Below are 25,040 nucleotides of genomic sequence, written 5' to 3'. Positions count from 1 at the left end.
CGGGTGCTGGAGCAATAAGCGGCAGTATCTCAGTACCGCAATCAATCGTTTGAATCGAATGAAATATCCGATATAACTCGTTGGATTGATCGATCGCAGCATGGAATTCTCTCTCGAACCGTTGGTTTGGGAGAGTTTTCCATGGCCGCTCCGTCTCACGACCTGACCGCCAATGCGCCCGCCGGCGCCCGACATCGCGATGCCCGCGCCTCGTCACCGTTGCGAATCACATCGCTACTGCCCGGGCTGGCGCTCTCGGCCGCGATCGCGGCCGGCGCCTTCGGGCTGCGCCAGCTGCCGGGACTCGCGATGTTCAGCCCGATGATCCTGGCGATCGTGGCGGGCATGGCGCTGCATAACAGTGTGGGCACGCCGGCGCGGGCCAAGCCCGGCGTCACCTTCGCCATGCGCCGCGTGCTGCGGGTCGCGATCATCCTGCTCGGACTGCAGTTGACGGCGGCCCAGATCGTCGAGGTCGGCGCCCGCGGGCTGTGCGTGATCGCGCTCAGCCTGACCGGCACCTTCCTGTTCACGATGGGAATGGGCTGGCTGCTCGGCGTCGACCGCAAGCTCACCGAGCTGATCGCCGCGGGCACCTCGATCTGCGGCGCGTCCGCCGTGATCGCCACCAACACGGTGACGCGCGCGCATGACGAGGATGTCGCCTATGCGGTCGCCTGCGTGACCGTGTTCGGCTCCATCGCGATGATCGCCTATCCCTTGCTGCCCGGCCTGCTGCAGCTGGACGCCCACGCCTTCGGCCTGTGGAGCGGCGCGTCGATCCATGAAATCGCGCAGGTCGTCGCCGCCGCCTTCCAGCAGGGGCAGCAGGCCGGTGAGTTCGGCACCATCGCCAAGCTGGCGCGGGTGATGCTGCTGGCACCGGTGGTGCTGACACTCGGCCTGCTGGCGACGCGCCGGGCGCGCCATGGCGCTCATGGCGAGGCCCATGCGCAGCCGCCGCTGCCGTGGTTCGTCGTCGGCTTCATCGCGATGGTCGGCCTCAACAGCGCCATCACGGTGCCGGCCGAGGCGAAGACGATCATCGTGACCGCGACGACCTTCCTGCTGTCGATGGCGCTGGCTGCGATGGGGCTGGAGACGGATGTCGCCAAGCTCAGGGCCAAGGGCCTGCGGCCGGCGGCGCTCGGCTTCGCGGCCTTCCTTTTCATCGCGAGCTTCAGCCTGGCCCTGGTGAAGCTGACCACCTAGGAGACGACGTGACGCTCGAGCAGCTCAGGATCTTCGTTGCGGTCGCCACCCGCGAGCACGTCACCCAGGCGGCGCGCGAGCTCAACCTGACGCAGTCGGCAACCTCGGCGGCGGTCGCTGCGCTCGAAGCGCGCTACCAGACCAAGCTGTTCGATCGGGTCGGCCGCCGCATCGTGCTGACGGCGGCCGGCAAGGCGTTTCTGGTCGAAGCCAAGGCCGTGCTGGCGCGCGCGGCCGCCGCCGAGACTGTGCTCGACGACCTCGCCGGCTTGAAGCGCGGGCGGCTGGCCTTGGCGGCGAGCCAGACCATCTCCGGCTATTGGCTACCGGCCTTCATTCACCGTTTCAAGGCCGCGCACCCGGCGATCACGCTGCAGCTGTCGATCGGCAACACCGAGCAGGTCGCGACCGAGGTCCGCGAGGGAGCGGCCGATCTCGGCTTCGTCGAGGGCGATGTCGACGATCCCGTGCTCGCGGCCCAGCCGGTCGCGGACGACGAGATGGCGCTGGTCGGGCCGGCGGATCATCCGCTCTGCCGGGCAGAATCAGTGACATCAGCGGACCTGAAGGCGGCGCGCTGGGTGCTGCGCGAGCAAGGCTCCGGCACCCGCGCCGTGCTCGAAGCGGCGCTCGGCCGGTTCGGCATCCGCGCGGACGAGCTCGATGTCGCGTTTGATCTGCCGTCCAACGAAGCCGTGCGTGGCGCGGTCGAGGCCGGCGCCGGCGTCACGGTGTTGTCGCGGCTCGTCGTGATGCGGGGCGTCAAAGCGGGGCTGCTGTCTGTCGCCAAGATCGAACTGCCCAGGCGGCACTTCTACAGCCTGCGGCATCGGGAGNTCACCAGACCCAGGCGGCGCGGGAATTTCTGCGGCTGGTTAGGGAGAGCCGGAGCTAGTTTGAGCCGTCATTCCGGGGCGGCCTTCGCCGCAGCTCGCAGAGCGAAAGGTGGAGGGCGAACCCGGAATCTCGCGCCTCATCTCGGAATTCCGGGTTCAGCCGCTGGCGCGGCTGCCCCGAAATGACGAACCCTGACCCTCATCGCGAGCGCCGCGAAGCGATCCAGAACGATGACCGCCCCGCGTGACGCTGGATTGCGCTGCGCTCGCAACGACGTGGAGAGTTCAGAGCTTTCCGAGCGACGTCAGCGCTTCCCGCGCCGCGCGTTCGCCGCTGTCGCGCGCACCATGCGCGGTCGAGAAGAATCCCGGCGGCGTGGCCTCGCCGGCGAAGAACAGGCGGTCGTCGACCGGCGCGGCCAGCACGGCGCGCTTGCCGGCATGGCCGGGCAGCGCGTGCGAATAGGCGCCGCGCGCGAACGGGTCGGCGCCCCAGCGGGATTCGGCCAGCGGACGCAGGCTCTTGCGGATATCGCTGCCGAGCAGCGCCACGACATCGTCGATCGCCTGCGCTGCCAACGCGCCCTCGCCGGCCGCCTCGATCTCGCGGGCGAAGCTGCCGCCGTAGAAGCCCTCGATGCAGGGCTGGCCGAACGGGCGGAGCTGGAAGCTGCCGACGCGCGCGGTGCTGCTGCGGCCGCGCATGCCGGAATCCTTCGGCAGGTGGTCCCAGCCATCCAGCGCCAGCGTGACCTTGTTGTCCAGCCCGAGCGGCAGGCCGGCGGCGGCCTCGACCTTGTCCGGCAGAGCCGGCGTGAAGCGCAGCGCCTCCTCGGCGATCAGATTGGTCGGCACGGTGACGATGACCTTGCCGGCGGTCAGCGTGCCCTGCGACGTGCTGAGCCGGATGCGCCGGTCGCCATGATCGATCAGCGTTACGTTGTAATTGAGCGCGATCGGCAGGCCTGCGCCGTAGGCCGCGACGAGTGCGCCATAGCCGCGGCGGATGCGCCAGTTCAGCTCGGTGTCCTCATAGGCCTCGAAGTCGAGCAGCGACATCTGGTCGAGCTCGCAGCCGTTGAGATAGGTGCAGATCGCATCGATCATGCCGTTCCAGCGATTGCCGGGCGCGAGGCAGATGCTGGCAGGCGCGTCGCGGCCGCTCCTGGCGGCCTCGGCGGTGCGGGTGAAGAACGCTTCCAGCGCGCGCAGGAAATCCTCGCGCTCCGCGCGCGGAAACGCCGCCTCATAGGCCTGATCGCGCCAGGGCGGGCGCGACTTGTCGATGGCGAAAGCGAGCTGCTCGGCGATGGCGACGAAGGAGTTGCGGTCCGCCGAATGCAGCCAGCCGCAGCCGAGATCGAACGTCACCTCGGGCGAGGCCATGATGCTATGCGCCCGGCCGCCGATGCGGTCGCGGGCTTCGAGGACGATGAAGGAGACGCCCTTGTCGCGCAGCGCGTGCGCGGCGCCGAGGCCGGCGGCGCCGGCGCCGATGATGGCAATGTCGATGGAGGATGGGAGGGACATCGGCTCATCCAACTCGGTCGTCATGCCCCGGGCTTGACCCACCTGCGCGGCCGAAGCCGCTTCGTCGCGGCGAAGGCCCGGGCATCCACGCCGTCACCATCCTCACGGCTCGATGCGGATGGATGGCCGGGCCAAGCCCGGACATGACGAAGGAGAGAGCAGCAGCCGTCTTACGCCACAGCTTCCTTCTGCTTCTCGGCGCGCTTGCGCTCGTTCGGATCGAGGTGCTTCTTGCGCAGCCGGATCGACTTCGGGGTGACCTCGACGAGTTCGTCGTCCTCGATATAGGCCAGCGCCTTTTCCAGCGTCATCTTGATCGGCGGCGTCAGCCGCACCGCCTCGTCCTTCGACGTGGTGCGGATGTTGGTGAGCTGCTTGCCCTTCAGCACGTTGATCTCGAGATCATTGTCGCGGGTGTGCTCGCCGACGATCATGCCGCGATAGACCTTCCAGCCCGGCTCGATCATCATCGGGCCGCGGTCCTCCAGCTTGAACATGGCGTAGGCCACCGCCTCGCCCTGGTCGTTGGAGATCAGCACGCCGTTGCGGCGGCCCTGGATCTCGCCCTTGTAGGGCGCGTAGTTGTGGAACAGGCGGTTCATGATCGCGGTGCCGCGGGTGTCCGTCAACAGCTCGCCCTGGTAGCCGATCAGGCCGCGGGTCGGCGCGTAGAACACCAGACGCTGGCGGTTGCCGCCGGACGGCTTCATCTCGATCAGCTCGGCGCGGCGCTCGCTCATCTTCTGCACGACGACGCCGGAATGCTCCTCGTCGACGTCGATGACGACCTCCTCGATCGGCTCCAGGGTCTGGCCGGTCGCCGGGTCCTTCTGGAACACGACGCGCGGACGCGACACCGACAGCTCGAAGCCCTCGCGGCGCATGGTCTCGATCAGGATTGCGAGCTGCAATTCGCCGCGGCCGGAGACTTCCATCGAGTCCTTGTCGTCGGCCTCGCGGACGCGCAGCGCGACGTTGCCCTCGGCCTCGCGCAGCAGGCGGTCGCGGATCATGCGGCTGGTGACCTTGTCGCCCTCGGTGCCGGCGAGCGGCGAGTTGTTGACGATGAAGGACATCGACACGGTCGGCGGATCGATCGGCTGCGCCGGAAGCGGCGTCTCGACGCTGGGATCGCAGAAGGTGTCGGCGACGGTGCCCTTGGTCAGCCCGGCGATGGCGACGATGTCGCCGGCCTCGGCGTCATCGAGCGGCGTGCGCTCGAGGCCGCGGAACGCCAGGATCTTGGTGATGCGGCCCTGCTCGATCATCTTGCCGTCGGCGGCCAGCACCTTGACCTGCTGGTTCGGCTTCAGGGTGCCGGAGGTGATGCGGCCGGTGATGATGCGGCCGAGATAGGGATTGGCCTCGATGATGGTGCCGATCATACGGAACGGCCCCTCCTCGGTCTTCGGCGGCGGGACATGACGGAGCACCAGCTCGAACAGCGGCTCCATGCCACGGTCCTGCGGACCTTCCGGGCTGTCGGCCATCCAGCCCTGCTTGGCCGAGCCGTACAGGATCGGGAAGTCGAGCTGCTCCTCTGACGCGTCGAGCGCCGCGAACAGGTCGAACACCTCGTTGATGACCTCGGTCGGACGGGCGTCCGGACGGTCGACCTTGTTGATGACCACGATCGGCTTGAGCCCGACCTTGAGCGCCTTGGAGACCACGAACTTGGTCTGCGGCAGCGGGCCCTCGGCGGCGTCGACCAGCACCAGCGCGCCGTCCACCATGTTCAGGATGCGCTCGACCTCGCCGCCGAAATCGGCGTGGCCGGGGGTGTCGACGATGTTGATGCGGGTGTCCTTCCACTGCACCGAGGCGGCCTTGGCCAGGATGGTGATGCCGCGCTCGCGCTCCAGGTCGTTGGAGTCCATGGCGCGCTCGGCGACCTTCTGGTTCTCGCGGAAGGTACCGGACTGCTGCAGGAGGCGGTCGACCAGCGTGGTCTTGCCGTGGTCGACGTGGGCGATGATGGCGATGTTGCGAAGATTCATGGTCGGTGTCTTCTAAGCTTTCTGGAGCTCGTGCTCTGTCCCCGGCGGGGCGCGCGCTTTATGATAGTCGAATCAAGCTGTTAGCTTTGCGACGCGCGCTCGCGAAACTCGGTTCGGCGGCCGGGGCCGGCAGCCCCAAATAGGAAGCCCGGCCAATCGACCGGGCAGACCTCACGCGTTGCGGCGCAATATAGGCAAAAAACACCAAAAAACAATGACTGCTTTCAGGAATGAGGAGCGGGTCCGGACGGCCCCTTCCAGCGCTCCTGCGGCGTGGCGCGAGCTGAATCCGAGCCGGGACGTCCGGGCGACGACATGTGACCTGGCTCAGCCCCAGCGGCGGCGCACCGCCAGCACGATCATCACCAACCCCGCGACGGCCATGCCGGCCAGGATCGCTCCGGGACCGAACAGGCCGCCGAACTCGTTCCATTCGCGGCGCATCAGCGCCATCACGCAGCCGAACGGAAACATCAGGGCAAGACCGCCGAGGATCGCACCGATGGTCGCCGCCAGGCCGGCGGGCGCTCGCGCCCGCCCCACCTCCTCCAGGAAGGGCGACAACGGCGGGCGGCGGTTGAACGGATCATCATCCATGGCGGCGCGGCATCATCAGGCGGATTGCGGCATGGACCCAACACAAGCCGAGCACGATGGCTCCGAGCGCAATCACGGCGAGCAGGTCGGGTAAACTCCGCTCGTTGATCAGCATAGCAACCCCGGCGCGAGCAGCACCAGCCCGGTGAGCAGCATCAGCATGACCCAGCCCCACGGAGCGGACTGTGCAGGGTACTCCCGCGGCGTCACGACCGGCTCCGGCTGTACCTGATGGCGGCGGCGATCAGCACGATGCCGGCGACGGCCGCGCCGATCAACAGCAGCCCGATCGGGTTGATGAGATCGTTGCGCGTGATCTGATTGGGAAAGATCACCAGGACGCAGGCCATCGGAAACAGCAGGGCCAGGCCGACCAGGATGCCCAAGGCTGTGGCGCAGCCGGAGCGTTGCTGCCGTGGCGGAAGCTCGGGGGGAATGTTCGGACGTTCAGTCATGGCTGCGCGGCCCTTGCGCGGATGCCGTCGATGGCTCCGTTGCGGTAGAACAGGTTGTAGGTGTCGAACGGGATGATCTCGCCGCGCTCGGTGACGAAATGGATGCAGGAGCGCTTGACGTTGCCGACGCAGAAATTGAAGCGGTCGAGGAATTGTACAATGGTGACGCGGAAGACGTGCTCATAGCCGAGGTTGTCGGGCACCTCGACCTGCGGCAGGCAGCAGAGGAATTCGGCGACGCGCTCGCCGGTGTTGAGCGGGCCCGATGACAGCGAGAACAGCTCGACGAATTTCTCGCGGAGCACCGGGTATTTTTCCGGACTGATCGTGTTCGGCATCACCGACAGCAGCTCCTCCTGCGGCACCATCGAGGTGAGCGGCAGCACGGTGGTGCCGTTGCGCAGGCCGTAGCCGATCGAGATGCTCTCGGGATTGCACGGCAGCGGAATCATGTCCTGCTCGCCGAACACGCCGGTCTCGATCACGCGGCGGCGGATCTCCGACAGCATGATGCGGTCGGTATCCTTGTTGAAATCGGCATTGCGGCCGGCGTCCTGCACCGGCTGCAGGGTGACGCCGCGCACGCATGTCCATTCGAGCGCGTGGCGGACGATGTCGCCGATCTCGTCGTCATTGACGCCGCGCTTGATGGTCGCGACCAGCGTCGTCGAAATCCCCGCACGCTCGAGGTTCTCCAGCGCCTGCTGGCGGATGCGGCGCAGATCGGCGCCGCGGATGTTGGTGAGGCCGGTGCGCGACAGCGAGTCGAACTGCAGATAGACCTCGAGCCCGCGCTTGTCCTCCGCCAGCCGCGCGACGAAGTCCGGCTCGCGCGCGATGCGCAGGCCGTTAGTGTTGATCATGACGTGGCGGATCGGCCGGGCGCGCACCGCAGCGAGGATGTCGAAGAAGCCGGGATGCAGCGTCGGCTCGCCGCCGGAGATCTGCACCAGATCCGGCTCGCCCTCGCTCTTCACCAGCGCATCGAGCATCCGCTCGATGGTCGCCAGCGCGGTGAAATGCGCGCGCTGGGGCGAGGATTCGGCGAAGCACACCGGACAGGTCAGGTTGCAGTGATCGGTGATCTCGATCAGCGCCAGGCAGGAATGCTGCTCGTGGTCCGGGCACAGGCCGCAATCATAAGGGCAGCCATATTCGGTGCGGCGCTGGAAGCTCAGCGGTGTATCACCAGGCTTGATGAACGACTTGCAGCGCCGCCAATAGGCGGCATCGTCCGAGACCAGCGTCGACTGCACGCCATGATCCTTGCAGCGCTTCTCGTACCAGACCTCGTTGTCGATGATCTGGATCTTGGTCGGTACCAGGTCGAGGCAGGTCTCGCACAGGGACTGGGTCTGGCCCCAGAACACATAGGGGCGGGACTTACGCAGCGGCGCGTTCATGCAGGGCCTTCGGTTGCGGCGCCGTCGCCAGCATGACCGCGGCGTAGGCCGCAATCGCAAGCGACAGCAGATGAAACAGGGTGAAGGGGCCGATCACCGGCCCGTAGGGCTTGAGGAATTCCCAGACGAAGCGCTGCAACCCATAGACGAGCAGGGCGAGGTAGAAGCCACCGGCGATGACCGCGTCGTTCCGCCTGAGCACGGCGACGATGTAGACGGCGGCAAACGCCGCCATCGCCAGGCTCTCATAGAGCTGCACCGGGTGGCGCATCACGCCATCGCCGAAATCATGCCCCCACGGCAAGGCCGTCGGCGTGCCATAGGTGAAATCGTCGAGCCCCGCCGCATAGCAGCCGAGACGGCCGACGGCGACGCCGACCGCCAGGGGCAGCGCAAAGCGCGCTCCTGTGCGCAGAACGATGCCGTGGCGCCATTTGTAGAGCTCGACCGCGACGATGCCGCCGGCGAGCGCGCCTTCGACAGACCGCGCCAGCCCGCTCATCCCGGACAGCCACAGGTTCAGCGTGCCGAACAGATAGGCGCCAAGCCCGGCGCCGAACATGAGCGCGGCGACATAGGGCCATTCGGTCGACTGCCTGGGAAAGCTGACGCGCGCGCCGCGCGCGAGCCACCAGCCGGCCGCGGCGGCGCTGAGCCAGGCCGCCAGATCGAAAATCGCGTGAAGCACGGCGCCGTCCATGACGTCCATCGTCCGGTTGCATCCGGACTATGGCAAGTTCCCGCCGCCAAAGGCAATGACGTGTTCGTATCAGCCCGCGGCGGCCTGCTCGGTCGGGTAGACGCCGCGCAGGACCTCCTCGAAATGCGTCTTCACCGCCTCGTTGCACAGGCAGGAGCGCTGCTTCAGCGTCTCGAAATCCCGGACCATGAAGGCACCGCGCCTGGTGTCGAGAATGCCTTCGGCGCGGAAAGTCTGGACGACACGGCTGACATAGGAGCGGCCGACACCGAGCAGGGTCGCGAGCTGCTCATGCGTCAGCGGCACGACCGGCTCGCCATCGGTACGATCCATCGCCGCGACGATCCATTTCGCCGTGCGCTGCTCGATCGAGTGGATCGCGTTGCAGGCGGTCGACTGGAACACCTGCGCCAGCATGCAATCCGCATAGCGGGCGAAGACGTTGCGCAGGGTTTTCGATTGCAGCTTGGCAGCGGCGAGGCGCGACAGCGGCAGCCGCGCGAACGGGCCGCCGAACTTGACGACGATGCGCGTGTAGGCCGGAAGGAAGCCTTCGCTGACGATGCCGCCGACGGCGCCTTCGCGGCCGACCAGAATGGTCTCGACGTCGCGGCCATCCTCGTTGGGGACGAGATAGGATGTGAGCGCCGGCCCGCATGGAAAATGCACGATCTGCACATCGTCGCCGGGGCGATACAGCAGCTCGTTCGGTGCTGCCTGGTCTTCGACGAGATAGGGCGCGATCAGAGCGTAGTCGGGCGGGCTCAAGCGCCGCAGCAGGTTGTTATAGGGGCGCTCGCGCGCAAGCGTCGTCACACTCTGAGTCGGCATCCGAAGTCCCCGCGCTACGCATGTGCGTGATCCGTGCGCCTTGTGTTCACAAGTGCACCGACACAGGAACTCCGATATGATGGCTTCGGTTCCAGGACCCGCCAGCGTGCTTGCGATGAGGCGCCGGCTGCGGGAGCCAGTTTCACCTTGGAACCCGCAGATCACATGACCAGCTCGCATCCCGGCGTGCCCGAGCTCTATCAGCATGTGCTGGTCGTCGAGGACGACCCGATCATTGCGCTCGGCTTGGAAGACACCATCACCGACCTCGGCGTTGCCGACGTGCGGATCGCGGCCAACGTCGCCACGGCGCTTGCCATGATCGAGGAGCGTGCGCCGCAATTCGCGCTGCTCGACGTCGGCCTCGTACGCGAGAAGAGCTTCGCGATCGCCGAGCGGCTGAGCACGCTCCGCATCCCCTTCGCCTTCTCGACCGGCTACGGCGCCGAAGGCGTGCCGGCGGCGTTTGCCGATCGGCCGCGCCTGCCCAAGCCGTGCCCCACGGACGCCCTCGCGGTGGTGCTGCGGCGGCGCGGCTAGCTGCCGCCGCAGCGAAGCGCCCTCAGGCAAGCTTCGGATCGAGCGTCGTCGACCACAGCGCGACGTCGGTGCGGTCGCGCAGGGTGACCGTCATCTGCCCGCTCGCGCCGTCGATCTTGACGTGGCCGAAGAACTGCATGCCGGCCGACGGCGGCAGGTTCTGCTTGTCGAGGCCGGGCGCCTTGATGAAGCGCACCTCGGGGCCGAAGGTGTTGTCGAGCTCGTTCGGACCGAACGTGCCGGCATGCAGCGGGCCCGACACGAACTCCCAGAACGGCTCGAAATCCTGGAACTGCGCCTTGTTCGGGTCGTAGTAGTGCGCCGCCGCGTAGTGCACATCGGCGGTGAGCCAGACCGTGTTCTGGATCGGCGCCGTCTTGATGAAACGCAGGATCTCGGCGATCTCGAGCTCGCGGCCCCGCGCCGGACCATCGCCCTGCGCGATCGCCTCGGAGCCGCGTCTGTTGGCGGCATCGTCATAGACGATCAGGCTGAGCGGCATGTCGGAGGCGATGACCTTCCAGGTCGCGCGCGAGTTGAGCAGCGCCTGCTTGAGCCAGCGCATCTGCTCCGGCCCGATGAAGTAGGATGCCGGACCATACTTGTCCTCGAGGTTCGGGCCGTTGGCGCCGCGATAGCTGCGCTCGTCGAGCACGAACACGTCGAGATGCGGACCGTAATTGATGGTGCGGTAGACCCGGCCCGGCTCCACGATGCTTTCGCGCATCGGATACATCTCATGGAAGGCGCGCGCCGCGCGCGCCGCGAGCAGCTGGATGTTGCGCTCCTTGTAGGCCGCCGGCAGGTCCTTCGAGGCCGACCAGTTGTTGGTCACCTCGTGGTCGTCCCACTGCACGAAGATCGGCACCTCGGCATTGAAGGCGCGGACGTTCTGGTCGAGGAAATTGTACTTGTGGGCAGCGCGGAATTCGTCGAGCGTCTCGGCGACTTTGGCCTTCTCCTCGACGGTGAGGTTCTTCCAGACCTTGTTGTCCGGCAGCTTGACCTCGGACTTGATGGGGCCGTCGGCATAGATGGTGTCGCCGGAATGCAGGAAGAAGTCCGGCTGATGCTTCTTCATGGTCGCGAAGGTGAACATGCCACCGTCATCCGGATTGATGCCCCAGCCCTGCCCGGCAACGTCGCCGCCCCAGACGAACGAGACGTCGCGCTTGTTGCCCGGCGCGGTGCGGAAGCGGCCGATCACCGGCTCGCTCTCGACGGCGGTGTGCGAGAGGTCGCGGAACTTGACGCGGTAGAAGATGTCCTGGCCACTCGGCAGGCCGTCGACCAGCATCTTGGCGGTGAAATCGCTTTCCGGCAGCGCCGCGATCGGCGGCAGCGCGCGGGCGTCCTTGAACGATTCGGTGGTCGCGACCTCGACCAGCATCTGCGACGGCCGGTCGGCGCGCGCCCACACCACGCCGCCGTCCATGCCGACGTCGCCGGACTGCACGCCATGCGTGATCTGCGGCCGGTCGGCCGCGCGGCTCAGATAGGGCCTCGAAAGCGTCGCGACGCCGGCTCCGGCCGCGGTCGAGAGGAAGCGGCGGCGGGACAATTTGAGGGACGGGCGAGGAATGTGAACGGTCATGCGGATCTCCTGGTCGGATGGCGCGCGCAACCGCGCAGGCCCAGACGGCGGCAGAGGTAGAAAAGATTGATGACGCTGGGATTACAGGACGTCCCCGGCTCGTGTCGCTGCCGGGCGGGCGATCGGCGGAGACGATCGGAAGAGACGCGTAGGCGTCAAGTGCCCGCGGCGCGCAATTGCGCGCCGGTGCGCTGCAGATTGGCCGGCATGCTCATCAGGATCAGCTTGCGGTCGGCGACCGCATTGTGGAACTGCTCGAGCGCGATGTTGAACGCGGTCAGCGCGGCATGCTCGATCGCGCCGTCCTCGAAGCAGGTCAGCGTGTTGCGCAGGATTTCGTCGGCCTCGGCCTGGAGCTGATCGAGCTCATCGGTCGAGTCGCTCTTGCGCGCGATCGGGATCATCTCCAGCAGCCGGTCGCGCAGCGAGGTATTGATGGTGCGCTCGTCGCGCTTAAGATAGCCGGCGAACCAGGCGCCCGCCGAGCCCATCGCCGACAGCGCCATCAGGCTCCACCAGATGTAGTCGCTGTAGCGGTCGAGGAAGGTCTTCTCCTCGCCGTCGACGAAGGCCGCCGCGCCGGGATGGGCGGGAATGGCGGCGTCCTTGTCGGTGTCGGGCGTCTCGATCTTGGCCGCCAGCGGGAATTCCGACAGCAGCTGCTGGCGTACCGAGAACAGCTGGTGGGTGAACGCCGAAACGGTGGAGTCGGCGAGGCCTTTGCGCGCGACGATGTGGTGATTGAAGCTGATCGTCTTGACCTCGTCCTCGGGACGATCGGGCGAGCCGCCGAACGCGCCGGCCGGGATCTCCGCCGCTTCATATTCGGGATGGTTCTGCGCGATCGCCTCGGCCGAATCGATCGCCAGGAAGGTCGGCACGCCGCCATCCTTGGTTGCGGCGGCAATCGCGTCCGCCGTGACCTTGCTGTTGACCGGGCCGGCGGCGAGCCAGACGTCGGCCTTCTGGCTGCGGACGGCTTCCGCAGCCTCGGAGGCCGGAAACTGCACCATCTCGACCTTGGCGGGGTCGACGCCATATTGGTGCAGCACCACCTTCAGCAGGTTGGCGTTGGCCGGCGTCCGGCCGATGATGCCGACCTTGTGGCCCGCCAGCTGCGAGATCTTGGTGATCTTGGCCGCGCCCTTGCGGCCCTTGCCCTTGCCGGCCGTGGGCACCCAGAGCACGGCGACGTTCTTGCGCAGCGTCGCGACGGCCTGCGCGTTCTTCGGCACCTCGAGATCGCCGCGGATGATCGCGAGATCCACCTTGGCGGCGGCGAGCGCCTGCGCGCTTTCGGCGGCTCCCTCGGTGGGCACCGGGCGAAGCCGGACGTAGGCGTGGTTCTGGGAGAACGCCTGAGTCAGCGCCTGGACGACCTTGAGGTCGTCGCTGTTGGGCGGACCGACCGCGATCTTGAGCACCACCGGACGCATGGCAAAATAATACGCGCCCGCCAGCGCGCCGATGATCGCGAGGATCCCGGCGATGACGATGAACACGGCAGGGCGCATCTGCGAGCGCTGCGCTGGCGTGGTCTGCGGGTCTGCCAGGTCCGATCCTCCGGTGATCCGATGGCCCGGGAGCAGCGCCAGGCGCGGCTCCGTCCGGCCTCGTCCTTCGCTAAGCCGAAACTGTAGCAAATTTCTTGTCAACCCGGAGTGACATCTGCGTCATGGTTACCGGAGGCCGAGTCCGCGATGACGGAGCCCATATCAGGGCCCAGACGGTTCGGGGATTGCCTCAAGGCTCTGATTCGGATGATGTTTCGTGCTAATCTCGCAGCCAGCGCGGGGTCCGCGTCCATGACGGACCCGTAAAAATTCGGCTCGTCCGGCCGGCCGGCGAGACGAGGGCGGACGGAATCGGAGGCTTGTAATGGTGCAGCGATTGTCGGCCGAGGCGCGTGCGAGCGCTCTGCGAGACCTCTCGGGCTGGTCCGAGGTCGGCGGCCGCGAAGCGATCACCCGGACGTTCACGTTCCGGGATTTCAACGAAGCCTTCGGCTTTATGACGCGGGTCGCGCTCATCGCCGAGAAGCGCGATCATCATCCGGAGTGGCGCAACGTCTACCGCACGGTCGAGGTGGTGCTCGCCACCCACGATGCCGGCGGCGTGACGATGCTCGATATCGAGCTGGCGCGGGCGATGGACGCGATTGCGGCTGCGATCAACGGCTGACGACATCACGCGTCGTGCGACGCTCGGGACGTCTTGTGGCCGGCGATGCCGTCCCCACATGACGGCGGAACGACCGCGCTGGCTTCTGCCTCGGTGGGGAGATCACACATGGCGTCCGACACGACCGATTACAGCGTTGGCTTCGAGCCGGCCGACCGGTTGGCGCGGGATCGCGACAGCGTGCGTCGCCGGTTCTGGATCAAGTTCAAGCAGGTGGTGGCCCGGATCCCGTTCGCGGAGGATCTGCTCGCCGCCTATTACTGCGCCTTCGACAAGGAGACGCCCCGGCATGTGCAGGTCGCGCTGCTCGGCGCCCTCGCCTACTTCATCCTGCCATTCGACATCGTGCCCGACATGATGCCGATCCTCGGCTTCACCGATGACGCCGCGGTGCTGGCGACCGCGATCCGGATGGTGGCCTCGCACATCACCCCCGATCACCGCGCCGCAGCCAAGGCTGCGCTGGCGCGGCTCACGGTCGACGCGGATGCCGATGTGGACGACGGCGCCGACCGCACCGGCTGATAACAGTTCTCGCCGTCGCTGTTCGACTGACGACGGCGAACTCGAGGAGACGAGGTTCGCCGAGCTGCGTCGGCCGTCATCGGAGATGACGAAGCAAAAAGCCCTGCGCGAGCAGGGCTTTTTGTTCTCAAGTCAATCGCGCCGGCGGGCGACGCGGGCTCAGCGCTGCGGACGCGCCTGCGCGCGGGCGCTGCCGGTCTTTTCCGCTTCCCAGGCCTGATACTGCTTGAACAGGGCCTCGCGATCGGCCTCGGTCGGCAAAGACTTGCCGGCGCTGCTCTGCTTGAGGAAATCGTCGAAGCGGTCGCGCTGCGCGCCTTCCATCGCATGCGTCTCCAGCCATTTGCTGGCGGCGGGCAGCCGCTGCCAGCCGGCGAGCGGCGCCGACAGCGAGACTTCCTTCCACTTCGGATGGAACGGCGGGTTCTGGAACGCCGGGAACTTGGTGAAGAAGGCGTCGACGAAGGTTGCGAGCTTGCGGTAGCGGTCGGTGTTCGGCGCCCAATTATAGGCGGCGAGCACGGCCGGCACGGCGATCGTGTCGACCTTCTCGCCCTCGGCGATCAGGTTCGGATAATCCTTCGCGGTCAGCGTCGCCGGCAGATAGTCATTCTGCAGCGGACGGTCGTAGTCGACGTTGACGAGATGGAAGCGGCCGTCGTTCACGAAGGTGCTGACGGACTTGTAGGGCTTGCCGCCGACGACGATGACGGCGTCGAGCTCGCCCCGCTTGAGCTTCTCCATCGCGATGCGCTGCTCGATGTACAGGAAGTTCGCGCGCAGGCCGAGCCGCTCGAACACCGTCAGCGCCGTCACGAAGGTGCCGCCGTTCGGCAAATCGACGCTGACGCGGCGGCCTTCGAGGTCGCGCAGATTGTGCACGGCGCGCGGCGCGATGACCTGCATCTCCTCATTGTAAAGCTTGGTGACGTAGGTGAACTGCTTCTTGATGTCCTTGGCGAAACCCTTGCGCTCGAGATAATCGAGCGTGTCGGCGCGCACGACGCCGAGATCGACGCCCTGCAGGAACAGGATGTCGGCGACGCTCTGCACCGAGCCGCGGCCGACGATCGGCAGCACGCGCAGGCTGTTGCCGTCATCGAGCAGCGAGGCGAGGTCGGCGCCGAACTGCACATAGGTGCCGCCGATCGTGCCGGTGATCAGCGTCACCGTGTTGGCATTGAGCGCCTGCTTGGTCTGAACCGAGCCGAACTGGAAGATGGCCTTGAGGCTGTCGCTCACCTTGGCTGGGTCGAACTCGCCTTCCTCGGCATGGGCAGAAAAACCGCACGCCATCATCATTGCGGCGATGGCCGCTCCAATCAAACGTCGCATCTGTTCCCTCGACTAAGCTGGCACGTGATCGCGGGCCGCGACGCGCGCAGCGCCGGAGCGTCCCCGGCGTTACCCATGACCGACCCGAAAATCATGCGTGAAACAAAAAAATGAAACGTGGCGGCGGCGATGCCGCCACGTGCGTTCAGTTCTGCAGCTGATCGAGCCGGCGCTGCGCTTCCGCAGAGCCGAGCTGGGCGGCGCGGCGGTACCAGTTGCGCGCCGCGGCCGGGTCCGCGTTGATGTTGCGGATGTCCTTGGTGCCGAGCACGTGGGGATCGTAGGTCTGCGCCAGCATCAGCGCGGCGGCGGGCTCCTGCGCCTCGGCGGCGCGCTCCAGCAGGAGGCGAGCGGAAGGAATGTCCCCTGCCGCCAGCAGTCCCTTGGCGCGCTTCATGATGCCGGCCAGCTCATCCGGATCCAGACGGCGGGCCGGGGCCGGCGGCGGCGCGGCCGTAACGGCGCCAAGTCCAGGCGCGACGATCGCGGCGCCGGCGCCGGGAGAGGTCATCGACGGCGGCGTCATCGCCGGCGGCGCCGTGGCGACGCTCGGAGCGGGTGGAACAGGCTGGGTCGGAACGCGGTTCTGCAGCGCCGTCTGATAGGCATTGGCAATGTCATCGCGGCTCGGCGTCACGGCGGCCATCTGGACCGGCGGCGCTGCGGCCGGCTGCGGCTCGGGGGTCGCTCGCGCGGGCTCGTTGAGCTGCATGTCACGGGCGGTCAGCTGGGTGGCGCTGGGCTGCGGAGGCGCGGTCGGGTCGGGCGCGGAGCCGACCATCGACGCCTTGGCGCTGGCGATCAGGTCGCGCGTCGCATCCGACGTGACCAGCGCGAACAGCACGGCGACGCCTGCGGCTGCAACCACCGCTAGCAGAATTCGCGAGGAGACCGAGGTCCGCCGGGCCCTGACCGGCCACTGGTCATCGAATTCGGTGCTCTCGATCTGATGCCCCGCCTCATACTCGGATAGGAACATCGGCATCGATTCGTCGTTTGGATAGTGATCCCGAGCGGACCTGCCGAACCGATAGGTGGGCGAGCGCTCCTGCGGAGCATCGTCGGGGAACGGCCTGAACTCAGGACTGGCTGATGACCTGTCCTCGAACCGTCCGCGTGTCGTCCGCTCAGCCATGGTCTTCATCCCCATCTCACTTCACGCAACATACTTGCGGGCCCCGAGCCCGTCAGAAGCCCGAGACGCGTTACGATTATTGGAGGCACCCCACTGCCGACAACTAATTGACTAATTGAATCCGACTAAAAGTGGACGAGACCGGGCATGATTCTGGAAATAGTTTGATCTGATTGTGGCGATGCATATGCGAGGTTGCACGGCAGCAACCTGGGAATCGTCGAAAGAACAACGAGAAAGGCGCGGAATTAACCTTGCCACAATGTGTCTCGGTTGCGTTAACCAAGAAACGCTCGTTTTCGGGTTTTCTGCCACAGGTTGCCGTGAGCCGACGCTTGGCGCCGCGATTTTTCCGCAAACATGCGACCTCCTCGCAACATATCGGCTCACGTCGGACGCCTCCGGCGGCGCCGTGCAGCCGCGGGGCTTGCACGGAACGCGCGCGCTGAAAGCCCCGGAGCAGCATCACTCCGAAGCCGTCCGGGCCGACATCATCAGGGATGCAGGATCACCTTGCCCATCGCCTGGCGACCGGCGAGCACTTTGAGCGCCTCAGCCGTCTGCGCCAGCGGGAAGGTGCGGTCGACATGCGACGACAGCTTGCCCTCGGCGGTCCACTGCACGAGCTTCTCCAGATTGGCGCGGTTCTTGGCCGGGTTGAGCCGGGTCCAGGCGCCCCAGAACACGCCGCGGATGTCACACCCCTTCAGCAACGCGAGATTGAGCGGCATCTTCGGAATGTCGCCCGCGGCAAAACCGATCACCAGGAAGCGGCCTTCCCAGGCGATCGAGCGCAGTGCCGCCTCGGCGTAGGTGCCGCCGACCGGATCGAAGATGATGTCGGCGCCCTTGCCGTCGGTCAGCCGGCGCAGGCCTTCCTTCAGATCCTCCTTCGCGTAGTTCAGGGTCAGCGTCGCGCCGTGCTGCCTGGCGAATTCGAGCTTCTCGTCCGACGAGGCGCAGGCGATGACCTTCAAGCCCATCAGCTTGCCGAGCTCGCAGGCCGCGAGGCCGGTGCCGCCGGCGGCGCCGAGCACGGCGAGCGTCTCGCCCGGCTTCGGGCTGGCGCGATCCTCGAGCGCATGCAGCGCCGTGCCATAGATGATGATGATGCCGGCAGCGCGGTCGAAGTCGAGATTGTCCGGAATCTTGACGATCGACGCCGCCGGGAGCGCGATCTTCTGGCGCGCGCCGTTATGTCCGCAGGACGCAACGACGCGATCGCCGACCTTCAGGTCGGTCACGCCGTCGCCCACGCTCTCGATCACGCCCGCGACCTCCGCACCCGGCGAGAACGGGAACGGCGGCTTGATCTGGTACTTGCCCTGGATCATCAGGATGTCGAAGAAGTTCAGCGCCGCTGCCTTGATCGCGATCACCGCCTCGCCGGGACCGGCCGTGGGATCGGGCACATCGGCCAGAACGAGATCGTCGGGCTGGCAATATTGCGAGCAGAGAATGGCTTTCATGGGCGCGCTCCTTCATGTGTTGTCCGGATCGTGCCCGGCTTTTGCAACGTCATGCCGGATTTGCGTTCCCGCGACAATCGGCAACGCGCGTGCCGCGATCCGAGGCCGCCAGCGAAATACCGTCACTCGGAACGCGACATGGTCACCGGCGACGCCAGCCTTGCTGACGAGATGGAACCCGGTTCGAACACGCCCGGCCAGATCTGACCGACGCTTCCGCGATCAATCTGCAGGCTTTGCAAGCCGAGACTGAGCCGCTATCCCTCGCCGCGGGGCCGGCGGCGAATCCGAGCCATTTTCCAGTCACAATGTTGGTGGACGAGATCGCGGGGGCTGAGCTTAATCATGTTGTTTTCGCGATTGTCGACAGCGCTGGCGGCCAGCGTCCTCGTGCTCGGAGCATCGAGCCTGGCCGAAGCCCAGACGGCTGCGCCGAAGGCGCCACCCAAGGCTTCACCGGCGCCTCAGCCGAAGGCCGCGCCCAAGGCCGACGCCAAGCCGGCAGTGCCGAGCATCGGCGGCGCGGAACCGACCCTGATCGGGCAATATGGTGGATGGGGCGCCTACACGGCCATGCCCGCAGGCAAGAAGGTCTGCTTCGCGCTGGCCAAGCCCGCCTCGTCCAAGACCAACCCGGCCAATCGCCCGCGCGATCCCGCCTATGCCTTCGTCTCGACCCGGCCCTCCGAGAAGGTGTTCAACGAGGTGTCGATCATGATCGGCTACGCGCTCAAGCCCGGCGCCGACGGCTCGCTCGACGTCGGCGGCTCGTCCTATGCCATGTACGCCCAGGGTGACGGGCTCTGGATCAAGAACGCAGCCGAGGAGGAGCGCATGGTCGAGGCCATGCGCAAGGCGCCGGAGGCCGTGGTCAAGGGCGTCTCGGCCAAGGGCACCGAGACCACCGACGTGTTCTCGCTGAAGGGCCTCGCCCAGGCGCTGGACCGGATCGCCCAGGATTGCCGCCGCTGAGCGGCCTGCCGCTACCGCCTCCGGTCGTACGGGTCGCATTTGCGGGCGGGACTGCTATATACAGCCGTTGAAAGCCTTCGGCCGCAGCGGCCGGGCTGCATTTTGGGCCCCTGGACATGGCAACGACTGCCGGGCTGCGCGGAGCCGCCGCGCCCCTCGAAAAGACGCCGCTCGAAACCTACGTGCCGCCGGCGAAGCCGTCGCTGATCGGGCTGTCGCGCGCGGAGCTCGCGGCCAGGCTCGGCGAGATCGGCGTGCCGGAGCGGCAGCAGAAGATGCGGGTGCAGCAGCTCTGGCACTGGCTATACTTCCGCGGCGCCCAATCGTTCGACGAAATGACCTCAGTGTCGAAGGACACGCGCAACGGCTTGGCCGAGCGCTTCACCGTCGACCGCCCCGAGGTCGTGGCCGAGCAGATCTCGAACGACGGCACCCGCAAATGGCTGCTGCGGCTGCCGAGCGGCGACGACCTGCAGAAGGCGCACGAGGTCGAATGCGTCTACATTCCCGAGACCGACCGCGGCACCTTGTGCGTCTCATCACAGGTCGGCTGCACGCTGAATTGCGCGTTCTGCCACACCGGCACGCAGCGGCTGGTCCGCAACCTCACCGCCGGCGAGATCGTGGGCCAGATCATGGTGGCGCGCGATCGCCTCAATGACTGGGCCGATCGCGAAACGCCGCACGGCAATCGCCTCGTCACCAACATCGTCATGATGGGCATGGGCGAGCCGCTGTACAATTTCGACGCGGTGCGCGACGCGCTGCTGATCGTCTCCGACAATGAGGGCATCGGCATCTCCCGCCGCCGCATCACGCTGTCGACGTCGGGCGTGGTGCCGAACATCAAGCGCGCCGGCGAAGAGATCGGCGTGATGCTGGCGATCTCGCTGCATGCGGTGCGCGACGAGCTGCGCAACGAGCTGGTGCCGCTCAACCGCAAATATCCGATCGCCGAGCTGCTGCAGGCCTGCCGCGACTATCCCGGCGCGTCGAACGCGCGGCGCATCACCTTCGAATATGTGATGCTCAAGGGCGTCAACGATTCGCTCGACGACGCCCGCCTGCTCGTCAAGCTGCTCAAGGGCATTCCCGCCAAGATCAACCTGATCCCGTTCAACCCGTGGCCGGGCTCGGCCTATGAATGTTCGGACTGGGAGCAGATCGAGAAATTCTCCGAATACGTCTTCAACGCCGGCTATTCCTCGCCGGTGCGCACCCCGCGCGGCCGCGACATCCTCGCCGCCTGCGGCCAGCTGAAATCGGAGACGGAGAAGCTGTCGGCGCGGGAACGGCAGGCGCTGCGCGCAATGGCGATGACGGATTGATTGTCTTTCGCCGCATCTCCGAGCAACGCCGTCATGCCCGGGCCTGACCCGGGCATCCATCCCCTCCGCAAAAAGTTCTTCGGTGATGGATGGCCTGGTCAAGCCCGGCCATGACAACGGAGACAGCGGACCTGGCTTCTGTAACACGGGTCTCAAGCATGGCGCTGATCGGCCGTCTCCTCGTGATCGCGTTCGCGTTTCTCGTCGCATGCTTCGTCGCGGGACTGATCGTCGTCACAGCGATTCTGTTTCCGGAATTCTCCGACCTCGGCATCCGCCCGATCGATCAGAGCGCGTTCCAGATCCTGATCGGCTTCGGCTTCATCTTCGTGTCGGGCTTCGCGCTGATCCCGGCGCTGCTGATCGCCCTCCTCACCGAGGCGTTCTCGATCCGCAGCGTGCTCGCCTATGCGATCGGCGGCGGCCTGGTCGGGGCGGCCTGCTATCTCGGCCTGATCCCGTTCGACCCGGAAACGCTGCGCTTCGATGGCATCGACCGCCGGCAGCTCGAGATCCTGACCGGCGCCGGCATTCTCGGCGGTCTCGTCTACTGGCTGATCGCCGGCCGCAATGCCGGCCGGTGGCGCGAACCGCCGCTCCTGCCTCCGCCCCCGCCTCTCCCGTCAGGCTCGCCGCGGTGAGCCTTTCCATTGCCGCAGGCTTTCGCTAAACCGCGCGCCATGAACCGGACCGGCCTCTTCATTGCTTTGTCGCTCGCGCTCGTCATCGGCGTGCTGTTCGGCGTCTATCCCGAGCTCGACCTCAAGCTCGCCGCGCTGTTCTACGATCCGCACACGCGCAGCTTTCCGCTGAAGCTCGACGGTTATGCTGCCTTCGCCCGCGACGCCGCGATGTGGATTGCCTGGGGCCTCGCTTTGCCCTCGATCGTCGCGCTGGTGGTGAAGCTGATCCGTCCGGATCGTCCGCTGCTGATCAAGGGCCGCACGATCGCCTTCCTGCTGCTGACGCTGTCGCTCTCGGCAATCGTGATCACGAACCTCACTTTCAAATCCTATTGGGGCCGGCCGCGGCCCGTCGTCGTCACGGAGTTCGGCGGCGACATGCAGTTCGTGCCGTGGTGGGATCCGCGCGGCGGCTGCGGCCGCAACTGCTCGTTCTTCTCCGGCGAAGGCGCCACCGCATTCTGGACCCTGGCGCCGGCCGCCCTGGCACCGCCGGCGATCCGCCCCGTCGCCTATGGCGCGGCCGTGCTGTTCGGGCTCACCACCTCGGTGCTGCGCATGGCATTCGGCGGGCATTTCTTCACCGACATCGCCGCCGCCGGGCTGGTCACCTTCATCGTGATCTGGCTGCTGCACGGCTACATCTACCGCTGGCCCTCGACGCGCCTCACCGACGAAGGCGTCGACGCCGCGCTGACCCGCTTCGCGATGCCCGGCTTCCGCCTGAGGCGCCGGCTGTTCGGCGGCCGCCGCCGCGAGGCGGACACCAGCCCCGCCGCCTGAGCGCGGCCGGGCCGCATTTAATCGCGTGCCGAAACGGGCGAAATCTGTTATTCGCGCCCAAATTTCTGAACGGCACAGCCATCAACACCGGTTGGACTTCCCATGACCACGATCCTCAAAGGCCTGCCCAAGGGCGAGAAAGTCGGCATCGCCTTCTCCGGCGGCCTCGACACCAGCGCGGCGCTGCTCTGGATGAAGCAGAAGGGCGCGCGCTGCTCTGCCTACACCGCCAATCTCGGGCAGCCCGACGAGTCCGACTATGACGAGATCCCGCGCAAGGCGATGAGCTTCGGCGCCGAGAAGGCGCGCCTGGTCGACTGCCGCACCCAGCTGGTGCATGAGGGCATCGCCGCCATCCAGTCCGGCGCTTTCCACATCTCGACGGGAGGGGCGACCTACTTCAACACCACCCCGCTCGGCCGCGCCGTCACCGGCACCATGCTGGTCGCCGCGATGAAGGAAGACGGCGTCAACATCTGGGGCGACGGCTCGACCTACAAGGGCAACGACATCGAGCGGTTCTACCGCTACGGCCTGCTGACCAACCCGAACCTCAAGATCTACAAGCCCTGGCTCGACCAGCAGTTCATCGACGAGCTCGGCGGCCGCGCCGAGATGTCGGCGTTCCTCACCGCCAACGGCTTCAATTACAAGATGAGCGCCGAGAAGGCGTATTCGACCGACAGCAATCTGCTCGGCGCCACCCACGAGGCCAAGGATCTCGAAAGCCTGTCGAGCGGCATCCGCATCGTCAACCCGATCATGGGCGTGCCGTTCTGGCGCGAGGACTGCGCGGTGAAGCCGGAGACCGTCGTGGTGCGCTTCGAGGAGGGCCAGCCGGTCGCGCTGAACGGCCAGACCTTCAGCGATGCGGTGGCGCTGTTCCTGGAGGCCAATGCGATCGGCGGCCGTCATGGCCTGGGCATGTGCGACCAGATCGAGAACCGCATCATCGAGGCCAAGAGCCGCGGCATCTACGAGGCGCCGGGCATGGCGCTCCTGCACATCGCCTATGAGCGCTTGCTGACCGGCATCCACAACGAGGATACGATCGAGCAGTACCGCATCAACGGCCTGCGGCTGGGACGGCTGCTCTACCAGGGCCGCTGGTTCGATTCGCAGGCCCTGATGCTGCGCGAGACTGCGCAGCGCTGGGTCGCCAGCGCCATCACCGGCGAGGTGACGTTGGAGCTGCGCCGCGGCAACGACTACTCGCTGCTCAACACCGAAAGCCCGAACCTGACCTATCAGCCGGAGCGGCTGAGCATGGAAAAGGTCGAGGACGCCGCCTTCACGCCGGCCGATCGCATCGGCCAGCTGACGATGCGCAACCTCGACATCACCGACACCCGCACCAAGCTGAAGCTCTATTCCGACACGGGCCTGCTGTCAGGCTCCGACGGCGCGCAGATCTTCCAGCTCGGCCACGACAAGGGCTGAGCCGCCTCACGCGACGCCGGCGCGATCCCCACCGTTGTCGTCCCGGCGAAAGCCGGGACCCATAGCCACCGGCGGATGGGGCGAGAGCGGGCTGTGGCTCCAGCCGTCGCAAAGCTAGACCCGGTGGGTATGGGTCCCGGCTCGAGGCCGGGACGACACCGAGTTGGACGTGACAGATTGGCACCAACAAAAATGGCCGGGATCGCTCCCGGCCATTTTCATTTCGATTGGTCGACGCGTCTCAGCGCGGCGGTGCGACGCCCGGGGGCGGCGGCGGCAGGGCGGCCTGGCCGCCGTTCAGCAGCGGGGTGATGCGGCGGACCGTGACGCGGCGGTTGATCCGGCTCGGGCCCGACGTCTGCTCCTTCAGGTACTGCGCACCATAGCCCTGTGACGTCAGGTTCTCCGCGGGAACGCCGAACTGTTGCGTCAACAGCGTGGCGACCGATTCGGCGCGACGATCCGACAGCGACAGATTGTCGGTGTCGTTGCCGACCGCGTCGGTGTGGCCCTCGATCAGGTAGACCTCGCGCGGATTGCGCTGGATTGCCTGGTTGAGGCCGTCGGCGATGACCTGCAGCTTCGCCACCTGGTCAGGCCCGATCTCCCACGATCCCGTGTCGAAGGTCACGGTGTTGAGATCGATCGACGGCATCAGCTGACGCACCGAAGGCGAGTAGCGGACTTCGTCGAGCGAGTAGCGCCGCTGCACGCGCTCCACCGGAGGCGCGATCAGCGTGTCGTAGATGACATCCGGCGGCGCCTCCTCGGCGTCGACGATGTAGCGGTTGTAGGGGATGCGGATCTCCGGCGGCGGCAGCTCGACATAGAAGCCGCCGACCGCCTGGGGATCGCGGTAGGTGTTGTCGATGATGATGATCTCGCGGCCGCCGATGTCGCGGCGGATGCGGCGCAGGAGCCGGCCGTCGGGCCCGGTGATCGTGACGATCTGGCTGCCGTCGGGGCGGAACACCACCGTGCGCGTCTCGCCGCGGTCCTCGCGCTCCACGCGGATGTCGCGGGCACCGAAGCGGAACCGCTCAAGCTCGTCGTGGCGAACGAACTCCTGTCCGCTCGGGTCGCGGACAATGACCCGGCCGGGCTCGTAGATCACGGTGCGGCCACCCTCCTGGACCTCGCGGCGCTGGCCGCGGAAGTCGTCGAGGCGCTGCGGACCCGGCAGCGCGGCGCCGGGCGCGATCGGCGTGAGCTGCTGAGCCGTGGGCGGCGGCGGAGCCGGAATCGGGGCCGCGACCTGCGGCGGCGGCCGATTCGACATCGCCGGTGGACCGGCCTGAGGCACGGCGCCCGGCCCGGCTTGAGGCGCACCGGGAGCTGGCGCACCGCCGGGACCCGGCCCGGCCACGGGCGGCGGTCCGCCGGCACCGCCCGGAGGCGTGCCGGGGCGTCCACCCGGAGGCGGATTGCCGGCGACCGGCGGCGTGCCCGGAGCAGGAGTCTGGGCCGCCGGCGGAGTCGCCGGGGACGGCGGGG

The 25,040-nt window shown here is 67.0% G+C and carries 22 protein-coding genes and 2 pseudogenes; 10 read left to right on the top strand and 14 right to left on the bottom strand.

The window, feature by feature from the left end; translation table 11 throughout:
- Positions 1-141 precede the first annotated feature (141 nt).
- Together BRAS3809_RS10875 and BRAS3809_RS10870 are read left to right on the top strand one after the other, a co-directional pair.
- Positions 142-1,212 (top strand): YeiH family protein, encoded by a 1,071-nt coding sequence (locus BRAS3809_RS10875; protein WP_008962144.1) that lies wholly within the window; start codon positions 142-144, stop codon positions 1,210-1,212.
- Between the two features lie 8 nt (positions 1,213-1,220).
- A pseudogene (locus BRAS3809_RS10870) lies at positions 1,221-2,107 on the top strand (LysR family transcriptional regulator).
- 226 nt (positions 2,108-2,333) lie between these two features.
- Here the strand turns inward: BRAS3809_RS10870 and BRAS3809_RS10865 are convergent.
- From BRAS3809_RS10865 to BRAS3809_RS10835, 8 genes are all read right to left on the bottom strand, one after another.
- Entirely contained in the window at positions 2,334-3,578 is a 1,245-nt protein-coding gene (locus BRAS3809_RS10865) for a flavin monoamine oxidase family protein (protein ID WP_035656026.1), read from the bottom strand.
- 170 nt (positions 3,579-3,748) lie between these two features.
- Positions 3,749-5,575: a translational GTPase TypA gene (typA, locus tag BRAS3809_RS10860; protein ID WP_008962141.1), complete on the bottom strand. Its 1,827-nt coding sequence runs from the start codon at positions 5,573-5,575 to the stop codon at positions 3,749-3,751.
- A 327-nt stretch (positions 5,576-5,902) separates the two neighbouring features.
- Entirely contained in the window at positions 5,903-6,172 is a 270-nt protein-coding gene (locus BRAS3809_RS10855; protein ID WP_240535645.1) for a hypothetical protein, read from the bottom strand.
- Positions 6,165-6,287, bottom strand: a complete 123-nt coding sequence (locus BRAS3809_RS37600; RefSeq protein WP_008962139.1) for a hypothetical protein — start codon at positions 6,285-6,287, stop codon at positions 6,165-6,167. Before BRAS3809_RS37600 ends, BRAS3809_RS10855 begins: the two co-directional genes overlap by 8 nt.
- A 91-nt stretch (positions 6,288-6,378) precedes the next feature.
- Entirely contained in the window at positions 6,379-6,627 is a 249-nt protein-coding gene (locus tag BRAS3809_RS10850; RefSeq protein WP_008962137.1) for a hypothetical protein, read from the bottom strand.
- A complete protein-coding gene (locus BRAS3809_RS10845; protein WP_008962136.1) occupies positions 6,624-8,030 on the bottom strand; it encodes a radical SAM protein in 1,407 nt (468 codons plus the stop codon). The genes BRAS3809_RS10850 and BRAS3809_RS10845 overlap by 4 nt, the downstream gene beginning before the upstream one ends.
- A complete protein-coding gene (locus tag BRAS3809_RS10840) occupies positions 8,011-8,730 on the bottom strand; it encodes a prolipoprotein diacylglyceryl transferase (protein ID WP_008962135.1) in 720 nt (239 codons plus the stop codon). The genes BRAS3809_RS10845 and BRAS3809_RS10840 overlap by 20 nt, the downstream gene beginning before the upstream one ends.
- Positions 8,731-8,799: 69 nt before the next feature.
- Positions 8,800-9,561, bottom strand: a complete 762-nt coding sequence (locus BRAS3809_RS10835; RefSeq protein ID WP_008962134.1) for a Crp/Fnr family transcriptional regulator — start codon at positions 9,559-9,561, stop codon at positions 8,800-8,802.
- Positions 9,562-9,726: 165 nt separating this feature from the next.
- On the opposite strand from BRAS3809_RS10835, the gene BRAS3809_RS10830 reads away from it, so the two are divergent.
- On the top strand, positions 9,727-10,101 hold the full coding sequence (locus tag BRAS3809_RS10830) for a response regulator (protein WP_008962133.1): 375 nt from the start codon (positions 9,727-9,729) through the stop codon (positions 10,099-10,101).
- 22 nt (positions 10,102-10,123) lie between these two features.
- On the opposite strand, the gene BRAS3809_RS10825 is transcribed toward BRAS3809_RS10830, so the two are convergent.
- Together BRAS3809_RS10825 and BRAS3809_RS10820 are read right to left on the bottom strand one after the other, a co-directional pair.
- Entirely contained in the window at positions 10,124-11,695 is a 1,572-nt protein-coding gene (locus tag BRAS3809_RS10825) for an alkaline phosphatase D family protein (protein WP_008962132.1), read from the bottom strand.
- Between the two features lie 155 nt (positions 11,696-11,850).
- Positions 11,851-13,209 carry a TAXI family TRAP transporter solute-binding subunit gene (locus BRAS3809_RS10820; RefSeq protein WP_052523407.1) on the bottom strand — a complete coding sequence of 453 codons (1,359 nt, stop codon included), beginning with the start codon at positions 13,207-13,209 and terminating at the stop codon, positions 11,851-11,853.
- Positions 13,210-13,570: 361 nt separating this feature from the next.
- Between BRAS3809_RS10820 and BRAS3809_RS10815 the strand changes: the two are divergent.
- Positions 13,571-13,876 (top strand): annotated as a pseudogene (locus BRAS3809_RS10815) (4a-hydroxytetrahydrobiopterin dehydratase); the annotation flags it as partial.
- A 108-nt stretch (positions 13,877-13,984) separates the two neighbouring features.
- Complete coding sequence (locus BRAS3809_RS10810) at positions 13,985-14,401, top strand: YkvA family protein (protein WP_035656023.1); 417 nt, start codon at positions 13,985-13,987, stop codon at positions 14,399-14,401.
- Between the two features lie 159 nt (positions 14,402-14,560).
- On the opposite strand, the gene BRAS3809_RS10805 is transcribed toward BRAS3809_RS10810, so the two are convergent.
- The 3 genes from BRAS3809_RS10805 to BRAS3809_RS10795 form a co-directional block, all read right to left on the bottom strand.
- Entirely contained in the window at positions 14,561-15,736 is a 1,176-nt protein-coding gene (locus BRAS3809_RS10805) for a TAXI family TRAP transporter solute-binding subunit (protein WP_008962128.1), read from the bottom strand.
- A 145-nt stretch (positions 15,737-15,881) separates the two neighbouring features.
- Positions 15,882-16,871, bottom strand: a complete 990-nt coding sequence (locus tag BRAS3809_RS10800) for a hypothetical protein (RefSeq protein ID WP_008962127.1) — start codon at positions 16,869-16,871, stop codon at positions 15,882-15,884.
- A 494-nt stretch (positions 16,872-17,365) separates the two neighbouring features.
- The gene (locus BRAS3809_RS10795; protein ID WP_008962126.1) at positions 17,366-18,340 is read right to left on the bottom strand and encodes an NADPH:quinone oxidoreductase family protein; all 975 of its coding nucleotides are present in this window, start codon (positions 18,338-18,340) and stop codon (positions 17,366-17,368) included.
- 345 nt (positions 18,341-18,685) lie between these two features.
- Here BRAS3809_RS10795 and BRAS3809_RS10790 point away from each other — a divergent pair, with 345 nt between their 5' ends.
- The 5 genes from BRAS3809_RS10790 to argG all read left to right on the top strand — a co-directional run bounded on the left by BRAS3809_RS10790 (position 18,686) and on the right by argG (position 23,546).
- The gene (locus BRAS3809_RS10790) at positions 18,686-19,312 is read left to right on the top strand and encodes an invasion associated locus B family protein (protein WP_008962125.1); all 627 of its coding nucleotides are present in this window, start codon (positions 18,686-18,688) and stop codon (positions 19,310-19,312) included.
- Positions 19,313-19,428: 116 nt separating this feature from the next.
- A complete protein-coding gene (rlmN, locus tag BRAS3809_RS10785; RefSeq protein ID WP_008962124.1) occupies positions 19,429-20,640 on the top strand; it encodes a dual-specificity RNA methyltransferase RlmN in 1,212 nt (403 codons plus the stop codon).
- 158 nt (positions 20,641-20,798) lie between these two features.
- Entirely contained in the window at positions 20,799-21,281 is a 483-nt protein-coding gene (locus BRAS3809_RS10780; RefSeq protein WP_008962123.1) for a hypothetical protein, read from the top strand.
- A 39-nt stretch (positions 21,282-21,320) separates the two neighbouring features.
- Complete coding sequence (locus tag BRAS3809_RS10775; protein ID WP_008962122.1) at positions 21,321-22,106, top strand: phosphatase PAP2 family protein; 786 nt, start codon at positions 21,321-21,323, stop codon at positions 22,104-22,106.
- 102 nt (positions 22,107-22,208) lie between these two features.
- Complete coding sequence (argG, locus tag BRAS3809_RS10770; RefSeq protein ID WP_008962121.1) at positions 22,209-23,546, top strand: argininosuccinate synthase; 1,338 nt, start codon at positions 22,209-22,211, stop codon at positions 23,544-23,546.
- Between the two features lie 241 nt (positions 23,547-23,787).
- Here the strand turns inward: argG and BRAS3809_RS10765 are convergent.
- A partial coding sequence (locus tag BRAS3809_RS10765; protein WP_240535644.1) for an OmpA family protein occupies positions 23,788-25,040 on the bottom strand: 1,253 nt, incomplete at its 5' end.

The organism is Bradyrhizobium sp. STM 3809 (assembly GCF_000239795.1).
Lineage (GTDB): Bacteria > Pseudomonadota > Alphaproteobacteria > Rhizobiales > Xanthobacteraceae > Bradyrhizobium.
This window is presented reverse-complemented; position numbering and strand designations above follow the sequence as displayed.